A 16,912-nucleotide genomic window follows, 5' to 3' on the forward strand; every position below is an offset into this window, starting at 1 on the left:
TAATGTCTTAATTTCTAAAGTTTTAAGTGCGCTAAAATTATTCCTGCAAGGATTTAAAGTAAGGCACGTACATTTTCACATCTTTTCGCAACATGGCCGCAACACCGTCTCCTGTAATGGTTGCGCCGGCAATGGCATCTACTTTATTGTCATCGGTATTGGTGTTTGTAGGGTCGTTGTTGCTTTTTGAAACTTCAATCCCTTCAAAAGCACCGCCGTGCAAAAAGCTTTCGCCGGTAAAGTCGTCCATAAAATACCGCTGGTTTATTTCGGCACCGAGACCTGGGGTTTCTCCTTTGTGATCATAAAACACTCCTTGGATGGTCATGGATTTATCAACGGCCACAAAGCCCCAGATTGCGTCCCAAAGTCCTTTTCCGCGAACCGGGATGACGTAAATTTCCTTTCCGTCTTTTTCCCCGATAAACAGCGGTAATTTTCTAGTGTAATCTGGATCTTTGGCTTTTGTTTCTTCTTTCTTAATATCGATAAGGTAGGCTTCGTCGTTTTCAGTAATGTCATCACCTTGAATGACCAATTGCTTGGTAATGTATTTATGAAACTGCTCTTCTACTTTATCTGTAGAGACAAAAGTTACATCGTTAGGCCCTTCATTTTCATTGACACCCATAGCGTAGAGGATGTTCTGTTGCTTTTCAAATCGCTGGTTTTCTTTGATCTTCGGTTTCAGTCCATTGGCAAAACCGGCCAAAATAGAACCTACCACTATAACCATAATGATGGCAAAGATGATAGTATAACTGTTTTTATCTGTATTGATCGCCATTTCTTATGCGGTTTTAACTTTTATTCGTTTCATTCGCTTTTTAACATTTCCTTGTATCACATAATGATCGATGGTCGGTGCGAAAACGTTCATTAAGAGGATCGCTAGCATAACCCCTTCTGGATATGCAGGGTTAAACACACGTATCAATATGGATATGAACCCAATAAGGAAACCATAAATCCATTTTCCTTTATTGGTCTGGGAGGCGGTAACTGGGTCTGTTGCCATATACACCGCACCAAAGGCAAAGCCTCCAATGATCAAGTGATGCCAGAATTCGGTGTTCATCAATCCGTAGAATTTACTGGAACTGTCTATCCAACCCATATCCACAATACCGTTAAAGAGCAAGCCCATTGCCAGAGCGCCCAATACTGTTGAAAGGATGATACGCCAACTTCCTATCTTTGTAAAAATTAGGATCAAGGCACCCAATAAAATGAGCAAGGTAGATGTTTCGCCTACCGAGCCTGGAATAAACCCAAGGAACATATCGGCAATGCTGTAACTTATCTCATGCCCTTGCGCCAAGCTTCCGAGGATGGTTTCTCCTGAAATGGCATCGGGTTGACCGGCAGTCTCCACTGCGCCGTGTACCCATACTTTATCACCACTCATCCAAGTAGGATAAGCAAAGAACAAAAAGGCACGGATGGTCAAGGCGGGGTTCAGGATGTTCATCCCGGTCCCTCCAAAGACCTCTTTTCCTATCACCACGCCAAACACTACGGCTACGATCAACATCCACAACGGAATGTCGATTGGCATAATCAATGGCACTAACATACCGGTAACCAAGTACCCCTCCTCTACTTCGTGGCCTTTTATAATGGCGAACAAAAACTCCACCGCAAGCCCTACACCGTAGGAAACCAGCACTAACGGAAGTACTTTCCACAAACCTATTTCAAAGTTTGCCCAGTTCCAGAACTCACCACTAAAAAAGCCAGTTGCTTGGGTAATGTTAGGGTCTGTTTGCAAGTTGGTTTGATAACCGGCGTTGAACATCCCAAAAATCAAGCAAGGGATCAACGCCATAATCACCGTGTTCATGGTGCGTTTTAAATCGTCTGCTGCCCTCACGTGTGAACCAGAATGGGTCGTTTCGTTGGGCAGGTACAAAAAGGTGTGCAGTGCATTAAAAGCCGGCGCCATCTTTTTGCCTTTGTATTTCTGTTTTAGCGTATGTAATTTTTGTTTCAATCCCATAGCATTATCCTATTTCTTTAATCATTTGATCCAAACCATTGCGAATAATCTCTTGGTGTGGTTGTTTCGATACACAAATAAATTCAGTTAAAGCAAAATCTTCTGGAGCCACTTCGTACATCCCCAGGGCTTCCATTTGGTCCAGGTCTTGCACCATGCAAGCTTTTAATATCTGCAACGGGTAAATGTCCAGCGGAAACACTTCTTCGTAATTCCCTGATACCACAAAAGCCCTGTGCTCGCCATTGGTATTGGTGTCCAATTCGTATTTTTTCTTCGGAAACAACCAAGAGAATGTCAATGCACGTGATGGTGAAATTTTATCAAAAACAGGTTTGTTCCAGCCAAAAAATTCGTAGTCATCGCCTTCAGGAATTATCGTTACCATATTGTGATAGTAGCCCAGATGCCCTTTTGGTGAAATTTTATCCCCTGTAAGCACGTTTCCGCTTATCACGCGAACGTTTTCTTCTTCCAAACCAGAATCATATACAAAAGTTGAAACCTCAGCACCAATTTTGGTTCGGTAATATTTTGGGTTTTTAACCGAAGAACCTGCCAAGGCTATAATACGCTCGGCATTAAATTTTCCGGTTAAGAGCAACTCCCCGATAATCACTAAATCCTGGGCGGCAACCGTCCATACAGTTTCGCCTTTGTTAACAGGATCGATCATGGCAATCTGCGTCCCTACGTTTCCAGAAGGGTGCGGCCCCGATACTTTATGAAGTGCAATGCCATTTAGGTTATCAAAAGGCGAGGTGCCGCTTGTCCCAATGCTTACGTGCACATCACCATCGGTCAATTTGCCAAGGGCGGTAACTGCGGCCTGAAGCTCGGCTTCTTTTCCTTTTAAGGTAAAATCGTAATCTGCTGCCAAAGGAGCACTTGCATAGGCCGAAATGAAAATGGCCTTGGGCGTGGTGTCGGCTTCGGCAATAATATCGTACGGACGCTGCTTGATAAACGGCCAGCATCCAGCCTCCAGCAAACGGTCTTTAATCGCTTGGGCATCGGCGGTCTGCACGTTGGTGATGCCAAAATCTTTGTAGGTATCTTGTTGATCGGCCTCGATCACAATACGCTCAATAACGCGTTTTGCACCTCTTTCAATAGCTGTGAGGGTGCCGCTTACGGGCGAAACAAAATTGAGTGCTTTGTTCTCCCTTGAATAAAATACAGGGTCCCCAGCTTTCAATTTACCACCTTCTTTCAATACCATCTTGGGTGTAATGAGGTGGAAGTCCGAAGGTCTAATGGCAAAGGTTCGCGAGCGCGGCGCATTGGCAAGTGTCTTATCCGCTTCTCCTTTTAAACGAATATCAAGACCTTTTTTAATCTTAATGTCTTTGGACATAGGATAGTTGTGTTACAGTTATCTTTTTCCCGGCCTATGATGGGCTAAAAATTCGGGTCTGCAAATTTATAAATTTATAACCGCTTTCCCCAACAAATAATTACAATTTTATTTAGTACTATTTCCAATTTTATTTATTTCGCATCAAGGCACAAAATTTGATTACCTTTAACTCAAAATTATTTATATGTTTCAGAAGTTAATATTCTTTTTGTTTTTCATTTACGGTACTAACATTGCTTTCTCGCAATTAGCTGAAATTCCAGCTCCCAATTACATTAAAACCATTCAATTTAAAGGCACGACCGCCCAGAGCGAGCTGCCTGTTATTCGGTTGGGCGAACGGCTTCAACTCTCTTTTGATGCTTTGAACGGCAAAGAAGAAGATTTCTACTACACCATCACCCATCATAATTTTGACTGGACCGAGAGCGATCTGGCCAAAAGTGAATATCTTGATGGGTTTGACGATGTGCGCATTGAAACCTACAAGAATTCCTTGAACACCTTGCAGATTTTTTCGCACTACACCCTATCGATCCCCAACCGGGAAACAAGGGGCGTGACGAAAAGCGGGAATTACCTTCTTACCATTTTGGACAGCGACAACAACCCGGTTTTTTCCCGCAAGTTTATGGTGATCGAAAATATTGCCAGCGTGAGCGTAGCCATAAAACGCTCGCGTGACCTGAAGTACATCGAAGAAAAACAAACCGTGCAATTTACCATCAACTCGCCCAACCTACTTTTAATAAACCCAAAACAAACCGTGCATACACTCGTCATGCAAAACAGCAACCTAAAAACCGCCATAACCGACCTGAAGCCACAATATACCTTAGGTAGCGAACTAATCTATAAATATGACGAAAAAGCGTCTTTTTGGGGCGGAAACGAGTTTTTAGCTTTCGACAACAAAGACGTTCGGGCTGCCGGCAACAGCATTAGCCGCATTGGCGTGAGCGATGTGTATGACAACTATTTGTTTACCGATATTGCCCGGTATGACCGGCCGTACACCTACAACCCGGACATCAACGGAAACTTTGTGGTGCGCAACATCAATGCCAACGATCCCGACATTGAAGCCGAATACGTGCGCCTGCACTTTAATTTGCAGTATTTTGATGATATTGGCGACAAAGAAATCCATCTCTACGGAAATTTCAACAATTGGACCATCGATGGCTCTACCTATATGAAATACGATCCACAAAGCGACACCTACCGAAACTCCCGTTTGTTTAAACAAGGGTTTTACAATTACAAATACGTTGTGGTAAACCGCGATGGCAGCATTGAGCCCGGTGCGGTAAGCGGAAACTTCTGGCAAACCGAAAACGATTATACCGTGCTGGTCTATTTTAGAGACCTTGGCGCCCGGTATGACCGTATCATAGGGATGGGCAGGGGAAATTCTACCAATATTAGTAATAATTAGGGTGATGAGTTTTACATTATTATGCCATGAGCAAAAAAAACCGCCTAACCTCCAACAGCCGTAAAGCCCTAAAGTACCGTGGGGACGAATGCCTTAACTGTGGGCAGCCGTTGGACAAAAGCGACGTGTATTGCCCCTACTGCTCACAATTGAACAGTACCAAACCGCTTTCCTTTAAAGATTTTTTTGCCGAGTTTATTGGTAGCATTGTCACGTACGATTCCCGTTTGCGCTATACTCTAAAAGATTTACTTTTCAGTCCGGGGACCATTAGCAAAAGATATGTAAAAGGCGAACGGCAAAAATATGCCAACCCGTTCCGGTTTTTTTTAAGCGTTTCCATTATTTATTTTATTCTGCAAAGCCTCATTGGGATTGTTTTTCCTGAAGAAAACAATGCATTTATATCCAATGCAGAAAAAGGAGAAACAACCAATGAATTTTATGATAACTGGCGTACCATTAACGATCAAGTAAAAAAAGCTTCGGCTCAGGCAAAAGCCATACAGGATTCCATTGACGAAAGCCAAAAAACCGACACGCTAACGCACACAACAACCACGTCTGGTGTTGACTATATTTCCGAAGCCAGCTTAGACACCTTAAACTGGTTAAAGCGCAACACCAAACGGTTTGAACTTTACAGGGATTTCTATAAAAAACATGATATTAAAAATGCCCGCTTGGCCTTGGACAGCTTAAACCACAGCAACACGATGTACCACCGGTGGCTGTACAACAAAAACGAATCTATTGAACGGGTGGAGGACAACCCCCGGGCATTTTTAGACTATTTGTTTCAAAAAACCCCGTTTTTCGTGTTCTTCTTTATCCCTTTTTACGCGCTGTTTTTCTGGCTCATCTATTCAAAAAGAAAATACAACTACATTGACCATACGGTGTTTTTGTTCCATCTGTTCAGTTTTTTGTTTTTGGCATTGATAATTTGCTTGATTCCCGACACCTTGATGGACAGGGAGATTTTCCAGAGCATCTTGATTTCCCTTATTGGCCCATTTTATTTTTACAAGGCCTTGCGCAACTTTTACAAACAAAGCCGTTTTATAACTATCTTAAAATTTGTATTTTTGAATATCGTATTCTGGATTGGCGCAACGATAGCGGCGGTTCTATTCTTTGGGGCAACAGCCGCTGTTTATTAACGATATGGTACAACAAATAACAAAAGGGATCAAAATTTCGGTCATTCCCCGCTTTGAAGGGACGTTGATCAACAAACAAAGGGAATGCCATGCTTTTTCGTACACCATAACCATTGAAAACCAAAGCAAAGTGCCCGTACAACTGCTGTCCCGCCACTGGATCATCAAAGACTCCTTAAAACCCATAGAAATCGTGGAAGGCGATGGTGTAATCGGCGTACGCCCCCTCTTGCCGCCCGGCGAAAAACACGCCTATAGCAGTGGATGTTTGCTGCAGTCGCCTTTTGGCTCCATGGAAGGCCATTACATTTTCCGCAACCCCAATACCTACGAAAAATTCAAAATTCCTATTCCGTTGTTCAAGCTGCATGCGGCATTTGCATTGAACTAGGTTAGTCTTAGAATTTACCTTTAAAAAAAGTCCCGTCCCAACCTCCCCAATGAGGAGGAGAGACAAACGTAACTACTCCCCCCTTGGAGGAGTTGGGGGGAGGACAAAAGCAAAACTCGTTTTAAACCAATTTTAAGCCGAAAAAGACTCCTTGAAAACTGCTTCTTTTTCAAGGTCTTCGTACCGCATGGTTACTTCATCGTTTTTCACCACTTGGGTGATGCTCTTTGTTTTCACGAAACCGCGGTCCATGATCACGTCGCTTTCCGTATTCCCTTCTCCGGCTGTTTTATGAAAGTGCAGTATTTTTTCTGAAGTTGGTCTCAAATTTTCAAATAAGAAGCCAGAAAACCATTGTTCGCGTTTCTGCTTCATTTTTTCTGTATATAACAACGAGGAAGACCAAATTTGCGGCGCCAAGGGTTTTTCGGAAAAATGAATGTCAGTTTCGTCCCAGACCAACTCAAATATCCGCAGGTGATGCGACCAGTCTACCATAACAATAGTGAACGGCTCTATGCCTTCAAAATCATATTTTTTTACTTCTGAAACTGCGTCATCCACAGTTAATAGATGGGTTACAATAATACCGCGGCTCATTCGGTATTCGTCTTTGCGTTCGTGGGCGGTAAAGCCACCATTCAACAAACAAACAAGTCGTTTTTTATCGCTCACCCCTATCCACGTGCCGCCAGCCAATTCATCTTTTGGGAATAGCAAACCCGTGTTATTTTCATAATATATTTTAGGGGGCAATGTTTTTCTGCCGGGCGCTTCGTCCCGATTGGAGGTGAGTATAAAACCCTTATTAGAGGTTGGGATGAACGTAAGCGTACACATAATTAAGCAATCTAAAATTCATTTCTGTAAATTACAAAGACATTTAGCAATTTACAATGAAACCTTCATAAAATTAAATCAGGGGCACTTTAACATACCTAAAGAAATATCAGCTTCTATAAGCGAATAACTTAACAGCTCGATAACACATATTCTACAACCTTATTTTGTACCTTTGCACCCTTAAAATGAGTACAAACCAATAAAAAATTGATACCACCTATGGGAAAAGGATTTTACGAGGTACCGGTAGCCAAAAATGAGCCTATTTTGAGCTACGCTCCCGGGACTCCTGAACGAGAAGAGGTTTTAAAAGCCTACAAAGAGATGTACAACAGCACCGTTGATGTGCCGCTATATATTAATGGAAAAAACATAGAGACAGGCAACACCGCCGTTATGTCTCCTCCCCACGATCATAAGCACAAGCTGGGCGTGTACCACAAAGCCGAAAAAAAACACATAGAAGAAGCTATTGAAGGTGCTTTGGAAGCTAGAAAAAAATGGGCGACCATGCCTTGGCCTAACCGAGCTGCCATTTTTCTTCGTGCAGCCGAATTGATTGCAGGACCTTACCGCGCCAAGATCAATGCCGCTACTATGTTGGGGCAATCCAAAAATATATTCCAAGCTGAAATAGATTCGGCTTGTGAATTGATCGATTTTCTGCGTTTCAACGTGCAGTCGATGATTGAAATTTACAAAGAACAACCCGAATCTACGGCATCGGCCTGGAACAGATTGGAATACCGTCCGCTGGAAGGATTTGTGTATGCCATTACCCCGTTTAACTTTACTGCCATTGCCGGAAACCTTCCGTCCAGTGCCGCTTTAATGGGAAATGTAGCCATCTGGAAACCGAGCGCTGCGCAAATGTACTCGGCCAAAGTAGTGCTGGATGTCTTTAAAGAAGCTGGTGTGCCAGACGGCGTGATCAACATGGTCATGGGAGACCCCAATATGATTACTGAAACCATCTTGGACAGCCCTGATTTTGCCGGATTGCATTTTACCGGTTCTACAACCGTATTTAAAGATATTTGGAAAAAAATTGGGAACAATATCGACAAATATAAGACCTACCCGCGCATAGTAGGTGAAACCGGCGGCAAAGATTTTATCATTGCTCACAAAACCTCAAACCCAAAACTAGTGGCCACCGCTATTTCAAGAGGGGCTTTTGAGTACCAAGGACAAAAATGCAGCGCCGCTAGCCGATGCTATATTCCTAAGAGTTTATGGGGCGATGTAAAAAAATACGTTCAAGAAGATTTGGAGTCCTTTAAAATGGGAACCCCAGAAAATATGGACAACTTTATCAATGCCGTGATCCACGAAAAATCGTTCGATAAACTGGCTGGTTATATAGACCGGGCCAAGGAAGACGACAATGCCGAGATCATTGCTGGCGGCGGATACGACAAAAGCGAAGGGTATTTTATTGAACCCACCGTTATTAAGACCGAAGATCCAAAATACACCACCATGTGCACGGAGCTTTTTGGCCCGGTAGTGACCATTTATGTGTATGAAGACGATAAATGGGAAGAAACACTTCACTTGGTAGACGAAACCAGTGAATATGCCTTAACGGGCGCTGTGTTCAGTGAAGATCGTTATGCCTTGCAACAAGGAGTGGACATTCTTGAAAACGCAGCTGGAAACTTCTACTTAAACGATAAACCAACGGGTGCTGTTGTAGGGCAACAACCCTTTGGTGGCGCACGAGCCAGTGGAACCAACGATAAGGCAGGAAGTAAATTAAACCTCTACCGATGGGTTTCTCCTCGTATGGTAAAAGAAACTTTTGTTTCACCTACCGATTATAGATATCCGTTTTTAGGAGAAGATTAATTTTTTTGAATAGTTTCACGAAATGAGGCTGTCCAAATTGGGCAGCCTCATTTTTTTTAACAAACCAATGTGTAATTGATCTAATTTTCCTCACTGGAGCCTGACCGACTGGCCATTAAGAAGGGAATGGGATCCATAAGGCAGGAAAGATAGAAGTTTAAATTTTCATATTTTAAAATCTTTACGCCTAACAACTTTGGCGTTGAACACGGCAAACGGACGCAGAACATAACACAAAACACTATCCAAGATAACTACCTACTTAGAATTTTGATTCAGCTTCCCATTACATATCTTCCTGCTCACTAACCGGCCCTATGGTCTTGTAGCCCACACAGCATAGGTTATTTACAAAAATTTACCTCAACCATTTTTAAAAACCTTCTTCTTATTTTCGTATCTTTTCGCTATGAACTATTCCATTAAAAACGAACGCGTGGTTTTTAACGACCATTATAAAATTTTAAAGGCTCAAGCAACCTACGACACTTTTAAGGGCGAAAGCATCACAACAGACCGGTTGGCCTTTCACAGGGGCGATTCGGTGGGCATTGTGCTTTTTGAAACCGACACAGACAGTATATTGCTCACTAAGCAATTTAGGTACCCCGCCACCCAACACGGTGAAGCTTGGATACTGGAACTGCCGGCGGGTTCTTTGGAAAAAGACGAAACCCCATCCAATTGCATTTCGCGCGAAGTTTTGGAAGAACTGGGCTATCACATTGAAAACCCAAAATTGATCACTGAGTTTTACACCTCTCCCGGCGGCTCTACCGAAAAACTTTTCCTATTTTATGCTGAAGTTGCCTCGACAGCTAAAACTGAAGCGGGTGGCGGTGTGGAAAGCGAAGATGAAGACATCCAATTAGTCAAAATACCGGTTGCTGAATTAGGGCTTTATCTTTCCAATGAAATAAATGATGCCAAAACCATGATTGGGCTGCAATGGTTCTTGTTTCAGAAAATGAACGACATAAAACGGTAATTCTTTCCAAAAAAATTATCCTTTATATTTTAAAGGCAAATGCACTACGCTTTTGGTTTCAAAAAATTCTTCTGAAAAATAATCGGCCAAATCATAAACGGTTGCTTTTGGGAAGTTGGCAAGTTCTTCGGTAAGGTCACCGCCTTTCAAATAAAGGATCCCGTTTTTAAGTTCGTGATTGCTTTTTTTGGCCACCCTACCTTTTACCCAACGCACAAAGGTTTCCATTTGCGCTACGGCACGACTGACGATAAAATCGTATTGCCCGGTTATGTTTTCGGCGCGATCGTTTGTGATTGTTACATTTTTTAAACCTAACCCTTCTGAAACTTCTTCGACTACTTTAATTTTTTTCCCAATACTATCAACCAAGTGAAAATGGGTGCGGGGAAATAAAATCGCCAACGGAATGCCGGGAAATCCCCCGCCAGTGCCAACATCTAATATTTTCGCATCTTTTTTAAACACTTGAACCTTGGCAATCCCCAACGAATGCAATACGTGGCGCAGGTACAACTCTTCAATATCCTTTCGGGAAACTACGTTGATTTTCAGGTTCCAATCATGATATAATGCTTCGAGCTTTGTAAATTGACTGCGTTGATTTTCAGAAAGATGCGGAAAATAGTTTAAAATGAGGTCCATACTGGAAAAATTAAGTTGCAAAAATAGCGGTTATGGAGGAATTTTATAAGGTTGGAGCAAGGTATTTACTTAAAGATATGTATTTTTACACCTAATTTTTTCAGTAGAACTTCTATCTAAAAAACATTTTTAGTGAACACTCCTCATATTAAATTTTCTCGCGTAGATTCAGCCAAATTTTTCAGAACGCTGAACAAACGCGTAAACTCCTATTTCAAGGAAAACAACATACAACGTACCGGTAATTGGAAACTGCACCTAAAAGCAATTGTAATGTTTTCGCTCTACCTTACCCCCTATTTTTTATTATTGACATTAGATTTTCCCACCTGGGCGCAACTGCTTTTTACTATTATCATGGGTGTAGGAATGGCCGGAGTGGGCATGAACGTGATGCACGATGCCAATCACGGTTCTTATTCGTCAAAAAAATGGATCAACAAAATTATGGGCGGCAGCATGTACATCTTGGCCGGTAACGTTTACAATTGGCAGGTACAGCACAATGTGTTGCACCACACCTATACCAACATTCACGGTCATGATGAAGATATGGAAGCGGGGCGCGTCATTCGTTTTTCGAAACACGCCAAATGGCGTAAGTTTCATAAATTTCAGCAATATTACAGTGTATTGCTCTATGGGCTGCTTACGTTTAATTGGGCCTTGACCACCGATTTTAAACAAACCCGCCGGTATCTTTCAAAACAGCTCTCGTACGGCAAAATGCCAAAACCCATAACGCAATGGAGCGTGCTTATCATCACAAAGCTTATCTATATGGGCGTTTGGATCGTTATTCCTATTTTATTTTTCAACATTGCGTGGTGGAAAATACTCATCGGGTTTTTCATTATGCACTACGTAGCCGGGTTAATCTTGAGTATTGTATTTCAATTGGCCCACATTGTAGAAGATACCGATATGCCCTTGCCCGATAAAACTGGCAATATGAAAAACACTTGGGCGATACACCAACTGTTTACCACGGTTAATTTTTCAACCAAAAACAAAGTGGTAAACTGGTTTACCGGCGGATTGAACCACCAAGTGGAGCACCATATTTTCCCGAACATAAGCCATATCCATTATGCAAAAATCGCTGATATTGTAAAGGAAACGGCCCTGGAGTTCAATTTGCCGTACCATGAATACAAAACCACCAGAAGCGCCATTGTAGCGCACTTTAAACATCTAAAACAAATGGGGCTCAAGCCCGCAATACCTGCTTAATCTCCAACTAATATGAAACAGCAACTTTCTGACCGCGTTAACAAAATGGCCACCTCGGCCACACTTGCCATGGCCGCAAAAGCCAGAGAACTTCGAGAAGAAGGAAAAGATATTATCGGCCTCAGCCTTGGAGAACCCGACTTTACTGTTCCGGAATTTGTTAAGAAAGCTGCGATAAAGGCCATAGAAGAAGATTATCACGCATATACCCCTGTTGATGGGTATGGAGAGTTGAAACAAGCTATCATTAAAAAATTTAAACGCGACAACAATCTTGACTACAAACCATCGCAAATAGTTGTTTCCACCGGTGCAAAACAATCGCTGGCCAATCTGGCACAAGTGCTCTTGAACGAAGGTGACGAAGTATTGCTTCCCGCCCCTTATTGGGTAAGTTACAGCGACATCGCCAAAGTCGCCGAAGGCGTGCCCGTGCCCATTAAAACGGGTATCGAAAGTGATTTTAAGGTGACACCTGAAGCATTGGAAGCAGCCATTACCCCAAAGACCAAGATGATCATGTACAGTTCGCCCTGCAACCCAAGCGGATCGGTGTACAGCAAGGACGAACTCCGTGCCTTGGCAGATGTTTTGGTAAAGCACCCCAATATCATTGTTGTGAGCGACGAAATTTATGAACATATAAACTTTACCAGCCAACACGCTTCTATGGCACAGTTTGACGATATGTACGACCGCACCGTTACCGTTAACGGAGTTTCAAAAGCGTATGCGATGACGGGATGGCGAATAGGTTACATTGGTGGCCCAGAATGGATTGCCAAAGCCTGTACCAAAATGCAAGGCCAAGTTACCAGCGGCACCAACTGTATTGCACAACGTGCAACCATAACTGCTTTGGAAGAACCACCTACTAAGATCAAGTATATGGTAGAGGCGTTCAAAAACCGCAGGAAACTTATTTTGAACTTGCTTTCTGAAATTCCCGGGATGAAAACCAACGAGCCTGAAGGTGCTTTTTATGTGTTCCCCGATGTGTCGAGTTTCTTCGGAAAAACGATACGCGGCACCAAAATAAACAACGCGACCGATTTCTCCCTGTTTCTTTTAGAAGAGGCCTTGGTGGCAACCGTTACTGGCGAAGCGTTTGGCGACCCTAACTGCATTAGGCTTTCGTACGCTGCTTCGGAAGCGGATATCGTGGAAGCTATGAAACGCATTAAAAAAGTACTCTCAGAAGAAGCCTAAAGTTTCTATAAAAAATCCGGTATTGTTTTATTACCTATTTCTCCAAAAGAAAGGAGTTAGCAATATCAATACGGTAAACAGCTCCAAACGCCCTATCAACATTAGAAAAGAGGCCCACCATTTTGCGGCGGCAGGAAGCAGGCCGTAATTATTTACGGGACCTAAATCGCCCAACGCAGGACCTACGTTCCCCAAGGTGGAAGCCGCACCGCCCAAGGCTGTTTTAAAATCCAGCCCCAACCATGAGAACACCAAAACGCCCATGATAAAAGAAAGCATATACAATATAAAAAAGCCCAATATATTATAGACAATAGGTTGTTCTACAGCCTTGTTGTTGTATCGTACGGGCAATATGGCATTGGGGTGCAGCGAACGTTTAAATTCAAGTATCCCATTTTTAATCATAATTAGGTGGCGAACTATCTTAATCCCTCCAGCAGTAGAACCTGCCGAACCGCCCAAAAACATTAGACCAAAGAAGAATGCTGAAAGAAATGGGGTCCACAACGTATAATCTGCAGATACAAATCCAGTGGTAGTAATAATGGTAAGCACTTGAAACAACCCATGCCGAAACGAACTTTCCAACCTTCCCCACACCATGGCGTGGTCTATAGAAGACAACGAAATATCAGCCTTAAAATAAATAAGCAACGTAGCAATCACGGCAAAGACCCCAATAAACAAACAGTACCACCGAAACTCATCGTCTTTAAAAACTTTGGAAAACTTGGTTTTGAAGGCAAAATAACTCAACACAAAGTTAGTCCCTGCTACAAACATAAATAAGATGATGATATACTGTATAATGGGCTGGTCGTTCCAATGGGCTACACTGGCATTTTTGGTGGAAAAACCTCCCGTGCTCAAGGTGCTCATAGAGTGGTTAATCGCATCGAACAAACTCATGCCCGCCAATTTCAAAAGCAAGGTTTCAACCAAGGTGTAGGCCACATAAATAAGCCAAAGGCGTTTGGCCGTATCGGTAATGCGCGGATGAAGTTTGTCGCCTCCCGGACCAGGTGCTTCGGCCGAAAACAATTGCATGCCACCAATGCCTAATAAAGGAAGTATGGCAATGGCCAAAACGATGATCCCCATACCGCCTATCCAGTGTGTAATGCTTCTCCAGAACAATATGCCTTTGGGAATACTTTCAATATCACTCAAAATAGAAGCACCGGTTGTGGTATAACCGCTCATGGTTTCAAAAAAAGCATTGGTGATCCCCGGAATGGCCCCACTGAACAAATATGGCAAAGTACCTGCCAAGGACATGGTCAACCAGCCAAAGGTTACAATAAGATATCCTTCCCTTTTTTTTATTTCCTTTCGGTGGTTTCGGGTGATCAACATGGCGGTTGCCCCCAAGACCATGGTCAACAAACCCGCATAGAACACTTGGAGCGCCACACCGTCTTTGTATAAGTAGCTTACCAAGGCCGACAAGAACATAAACCCAGCGTTCACAACCAGCAATAGCCCTAAAAGATGCGCAATTATTTTTAGGTTAAGTCTTGCAAAACTTCGCATTACACAAAAAGCTTTTCCACCTTGTTAATGGATTGCGGCAAACAGCAAATCACGATATGATCACCATTTTTTATAGTAAAGTCGCCCAAACCGATCATTCCTTTTTTATCCCGTACCACACCACCTATAATGGCAGAGCGCGGCAAATCGATATCCTTTATTTTTTTATTGCACACTTTTGAAGAAGAAGTCACCCTAAACTCCAACAGTTCGGCATTCATATTATTGAGCTTTGTCATCGCAACCACCTCACCCTTGCGAACATACCTGAATATATTGTTGGCAGCCAACAGCTTTTTATTGATTAAGGTATCAATACCAATGGATTGCGACAATTGAAAATAGTCCATGTTCTCCACCAAAGCGATAGTTTTTTTCACACCTTTAGATTTTGCCACCAAACAGGACATGATATTCGTTTCGCTATTTCCCGTTACCGAGATGAACGCATCCATTTCATTGATGGATTCTTCTTGCAATAAATCTACATTTCGTCCATCACCATTGATAACAAGACAGTTGGGGATATCGTCGGCAATATCAAAGGCTTTATCCTTTCTGCTTTCGATCAATTTTACTTTAAAGCTGTTCTTGCAGAGGTCGCGAGCCGTTCTATAGCCTATTTTACTTCCACCAAGGATCATGACATTCTTAATTTCTTCCCGTACTTTCCCAGTGAGTTTGAATATTTGTTCCACTCCTTTTTCGGTAGTGGTAAAATATACTTGATCGCCTTCTTTAAATTGGGTATCCCCTCTAGGTATCAAGGTATATTGCGTGCCAAAACGTTGAATGGCAAGAGGTACATACTTCAAGTCTGGGTGCAAGCTGCCTACTTCTTTCACGGTCTTGCCCACAAAAGCCGCAGTTCGCGAAAGATTAAGCCCGATCATGGTAAGGGCGCCGTCTTCAAACTCATACGTATCGTTAAAAGCACTTTGCCCTAATAACAACGCAATTTCGTTGGCTGCCAGCGATTCTGGCGATATAAGTTCGTCTATACCAAACTTGGTAAATCCTACTTCATCTTTCTTTTCAATAAATTCGGTATTCGAGATACGTGCCACGGTACGTTTGGCCCCTAATTGCTTTGCCAGCACACAAACGGTAATATTGGTGGTTTCGCTGGAGGTAACGGCAATTACAAGATCGGTAGATGCTATCTGTGAATCTTTTAAAACCGAAATGGAAGTAGCATCGCCTTTTACCACACGAATATCCAAATGCGTATCCGCATAAGCCAAAGACTCTTTGTTGATATCTATAAGCGTAATATCCTGTGATTCATAAGACAGTAGTTTAGCTAAATGAAAGCCCACTTCACCGGCACCGGCAATAATAATCTTCATATATGTCTTCTAAAATAAGTGCGGCAAAGTTATATAAATTATATGTAGTTACTGAAGCGGAATTTTATAAATCTCTTTCGGTCAAGAAGATTTCGGTCAAAATTATAGTTCAAAATACGTTTGCTAAGCGTGGCAACTATCAAAAAAAACGTAGTTTTGCCTTTGCTATGATTTCAGAAAAAAAAGTGACGCCCTACAAAGGTTCTGCTGAAAACAAAAAACAGCAGGTGGAAAAAATGTTCGATACCATTTCGGGCGAATACGATGGCTTAAACCGTGTTATCTCGTTGGGAAGCGATGTAAAGTGGCGAAAAAAAGTGATCAAGATGGTCATAAACCGCAAGCCCGATACTATCCTTGACATTGCTACCGGCACTGGTGACCTGGCCATACAATTTGCAAAAAAAAGCGAGGCATCGAAAATCATTGGGCTTGACCTTTCAGAAGGTATGCTTTCGGTTGCGCGGAAAAAAACAGCGGGAACACCACTGGAAAAAAAAGTTGCGTTTGTAAAAGGCGATTCAGAAGCGTTGCCCTTTGAAGATCATACGTTCGATGCCATAACCGTTTCCTTCGGTATCCGGAACTTTGAACAGTTGGAAAACGGCCTTTCTGAAATTTTAAGGGTGTTGAAAAAAGGAGGGCTCTTTGTCATCCTGGAAACATCGGTCCCTACAAAATTTCCGTTCAAGCAAGGCTACTACCTTTACACCAAGGGCATTTTACCACTTATTGGGCGTATTTTCTCAAAAGACAAAGTCGCCTACCAATACTTAAGCGAAAGTGCTTCGGTTTTTCCACACGGGGAAGCACTCAACAATATTTTACGTAAAATTGGGTTTATAGAAGTGAAAAACAAACCACAAACGTTTGGCGTAGCCACCATTTACACCGCTACTAAATAACT

Annotated in this window: 15 protein-coding genes; 8 read left to right on the forward strand and 7 right to left on the reverse strand. The window is 42.5% G+C overall.

Going from position 1 to position 16,912, the window contains the following annotated elements; translation table 11 throughout:
- Positions 1-37 precede the first annotated feature (37 nt).
- The 3 genes from DDV96_RS00465 to DDV96_RS00475 are packed head-to-tail and all read right to left on the reverse strand — an operon-like array spanning position 38 to position 3,356.
- A complete protein-coding gene (locus DDV96_RS00465) occupies positions 38-787 on the reverse strand; it encodes a Na(+)-translocating NADH-quinone reductase subunit C (RefSeq protein ID WP_116692779.1) in 750 nt (249 codons plus the stop codon).
- Between the two features lie 3 nt (positions 788-790).
- Positions 791-1,999 (reverse strand): NADH:ubiquinone reductase (Na(+)-transporting) subunit B, encoded by a 1,209-nt coding sequence (locus DDV96_RS00470; RefSeq protein WP_116692780.1) that lies wholly within the window; start codon positions 1,997-1,999, stop codon positions 791-793.
- Positions 2,000-2,003: 4 nt separating this feature from the next.
- The gene (locus DDV96_RS00475) at positions 2,004-3,356 is read right to left on the reverse strand and encodes a Na(+)-translocating NADH-quinone reductase subunit A (protein WP_116692781.1); all 1,353 of its coding nucleotides are present in this window, start codon (positions 3,354-3,356) and stop codon (positions 2,004-2,006) included.
- Between the two features lie 187 nt (positions 3,357-3,543).
- Between DDV96_RS00475 and DDV96_RS00480 the strand changes: the two genes are divergently transcribed.
- Genes DDV96_RS00480 through apaG form a run of 3 tightly spaced genes read left to right on the forward strand, consistent with a single transcriptional unit; the run spans position 3,544 to position 6,351 of the window.
- Positions 3,544-4,797, forward strand: coding sequence for a type IX secretion system plug protein (locus DDV96_RS00480; protein WP_116692782.1), 1,254 nt, complete (start codon positions 3,544-3,546; stop codon positions 4,795-4,797).
- Positions 4,798-4,823: 26 nt separating this feature from the next.
- Positions 4,824-5,960: a DUF3667 domain-containing protein gene (locus DDV96_RS00485; RefSeq protein WP_116692783.1), complete on the forward strand. Its 1,137-nt coding sequence runs from the start codon at positions 4,824-4,826 to the stop codon at positions 5,958-5,960.
- A gap of 4 nt (positions 5,961-5,964) precedes the next feature.
- Positions 5,965-6,351, forward strand: coding sequence for a Co2+/Mg2+ efflux protein ApaG (gene apaG / locus DDV96_RS00490; protein ID WP_116692784.1), 387 nt, complete (start codon positions 5,965-5,967; stop codon positions 6,349-6,351).
- 132 nt (positions 6,352-6,483) lie between these two features.
- Here apaG and DDV96_RS00495 read toward each other — a convergent pair whose 3' ends face one another.
- The gene (locus DDV96_RS00495; protein ID WP_116692785.1) at positions 6,484-7,191 is read right to left on the reverse strand and encodes an NRDE family protein; all 708 of its coding nucleotides are present in this window, start codon (positions 7,189-7,191) and stop codon (positions 6,484-6,486) included.
- 222 nt (positions 7,192-7,413) lie between these two features.
- Here DDV96_RS00495 and pruA point away from each other — a divergent pair, with 222 nt between their 5' ends.
- Positions 7,414-9,045 carry an L-glutamate gamma-semialdehyde dehydrogenase gene (pruA, locus tag DDV96_RS00500; protein ID WP_116692786.1) on the forward strand — a complete coding sequence of 544 codons (1,632 nt, stop codon included), beginning with the start codon at positions 7,414-7,416 and terminating at the stop codon, positions 9,043-9,045.
- A 409-nt stretch (positions 9,046-9,454) separates the two neighbouring features.
- The gene (locus DDV96_RS00505; protein ID WP_116692787.1) at positions 9,455-10,033 is read left to right on the forward strand and encodes an NUDIX domain-containing protein; all 579 of its coding nucleotides are present in this window, start codon (positions 9,455-9,457) and stop codon (positions 10,031-10,033) included.
- 15 nt (positions 10,034-10,048) lie between these two features.
- Here DDV96_RS00505 and rsmG read toward each other — a convergent pair whose 3' ends face one another.
- Entirely contained in the window at positions 10,049-10,678 is a 630-nt protein-coding gene (gene rsmG / locus DDV96_RS00510) for a 16S rRNA (guanine(527)-N(7))-methyltransferase RsmG (RefSeq protein ID WP_116692788.1), read from the reverse strand.
- 132 nt (positions 10,679-10,810) lie between these two features.
- On the opposite strand from rsmG, the gene DDV96_RS00515 reads away from it, so the two are divergent.
- Together DDV96_RS00515 and DDV96_RS00520 are read left to right on the forward strand one after the other, a co-directional pair.
- On the forward strand, positions 10,811-11,911 hold the full coding sequence (locus tag DDV96_RS00515; protein WP_116692789.1) for a fatty acid desaturase family protein: 1,101 nt from the start codon (positions 10,811-10,813) through the stop codon (positions 11,909-11,911).
- Positions 11,912-11,923: 12 nt separating this feature from the next.
- Positions 11,924-13,120, forward strand: coding sequence for a pyridoxal phosphate-dependent aminotransferase (locus DDV96_RS00520; RefSeq protein WP_116692790.1), 1,197 nt, complete (start codon positions 11,924-11,926; stop codon positions 13,118-13,120).
- A 30-nt stretch (positions 13,121-13,150) separates the two neighbouring features.
- Here DDV96_RS00520 and DDV96_RS00525 read toward each other — a convergent pair whose 3' ends face one another.
- Positions 13,151-14,656, reverse strand: coding sequence for a TrkH family potassium uptake protein (locus DDV96_RS00525; protein ID WP_116692791.1), 1,506 nt, complete (start codon positions 14,654-14,656; stop codon positions 13,151-13,153).
- Entirely contained in the window at positions 14,656-16,005 is a 1,350-nt protein-coding gene (gene trkA, locus DDV96_RS00530) for a Trk system potassium transporter TrkA (RefSeq protein ID WP_116692792.1), read from the reverse strand. Before trkA ends, DDV96_RS00525 begins: the two co-directional genes overlap by 1 nt.
- A 167-nt stretch (positions 16,006-16,172) precedes the next feature.
- On the opposite strand from trkA, the gene ubiE reads away from it, so the two are divergent.
- A complete protein-coding gene (ubiE, locus tag DDV96_RS00535; protein ID WP_116693173.1) occupies positions 16,173-16,910 on the forward strand; it encodes a bifunctional demethylmenaquinone methyltransferase/2-methoxy-6-polyprenyl-1,4-benzoquinol methylase UbiE in 738 nt (245 codons plus the stop codon).
- Positions 16,911-16,912: the final 2 nt, after the last annotated feature.

Origin of the sequence: Marixanthomonas spongiae (assembly GCF_003095375.1) — a bacterium.
GTDB lineage: Bacteria > Bacteroidota > Bacteroidia > Flavobacteriales > Flavobacteriaceae > Marixanthomonas > Marixanthomonas spongiae.

Coding starts and splice junctions, on each gene's coding strand:
- DDV96_RS00465 (WP_116692779.1), bottom strand. CDS start 787: ATGGCGATCAATACAGATAAAAACAGTTATACTATCATCTTTGCCATC.
- DDV96_RS00470 (WP_116692780.1), bottom strand. CDS start 1,999: ATGGGATTGAAACAAAAATTACATACGCTAAAACAGAAATACAAAGGC.
- DDV96_RS00475 (WP_116692781.1), bottom strand. CDS start 3,356: ATGTCCAAAGACATTAAGATTAAAAAAGGTCTTGATATTCGTTTAAAA.
- DDV96_RS00480 (WP_116692782.1), top strand. CDS start 3,544: ATGTTTCAGAAGTTAATATTCTTTTTGTTTTTCATTTACGGTACTAAC.
- DDV96_RS00485 (WP_116692783.1), top strand. CDS start 4,824: ATGAGCAAAAAAAACCGCCTAACCTCCAACAGCCGTAAAGCCCTAAAG.
- apaG (WP_116692784.1), top strand. CDS start 5,965: ATGGTACAACAAATAACAAAAGGGATCAAAATTTCGGTCATTCCCCGC.
- DDV96_RS00495 (WP_116692785.1), bottom strand. CDS start 7,191: ATGTGTACGCTTACGTTCATCCCAACCTCTAATAAGGGTTTTATACTC.
- pruA (WP_116692786.1), top strand. CDS start 7,414: ATGGGAAAAGGATTTTACGAGGTACCGGTAGCCAAAAATGAGCCTATT.
- DDV96_RS00505 (WP_116692787.1), top strand. CDS start 9,455: ATGAACTATTCCATTAAAAACGAACGCGTGGTTTTTAACGACCATTAT.
- rsmG (WP_116692788.1), bottom strand. CDS start 10,678: ATGGACCTCATTTTAAACTATTTTCCGCATCTTTCTGAAAATCAACGC.
- DDV96_RS00520 (WP_116692790.1), top strand. CDS start 11,924: ATGAAACAGCAACTTTCTGACCGCGTTAACAAAATGGCCACCTCGGCC.
- DDV96_RS00525 (WP_116692791.1), bottom strand. CDS start 14,656: ATGCGAAGTTTTGCAAGACTTAACCTAAAAATAATTGCGCATCTTTTA.
- trkA (WP_116692792.1), bottom strand. CDS start 16,005: ATGAAGATTATTATTGCCGGTGCCGGTGAAGTGGGCTTTCATTTAGCT.
- ubiE (WP_116693173.1), top strand. CDS start 16,173: ATGATTTCAGAAAAAAAAGTGACGCCCTACAAAGGTTCTGCTGAAAAC.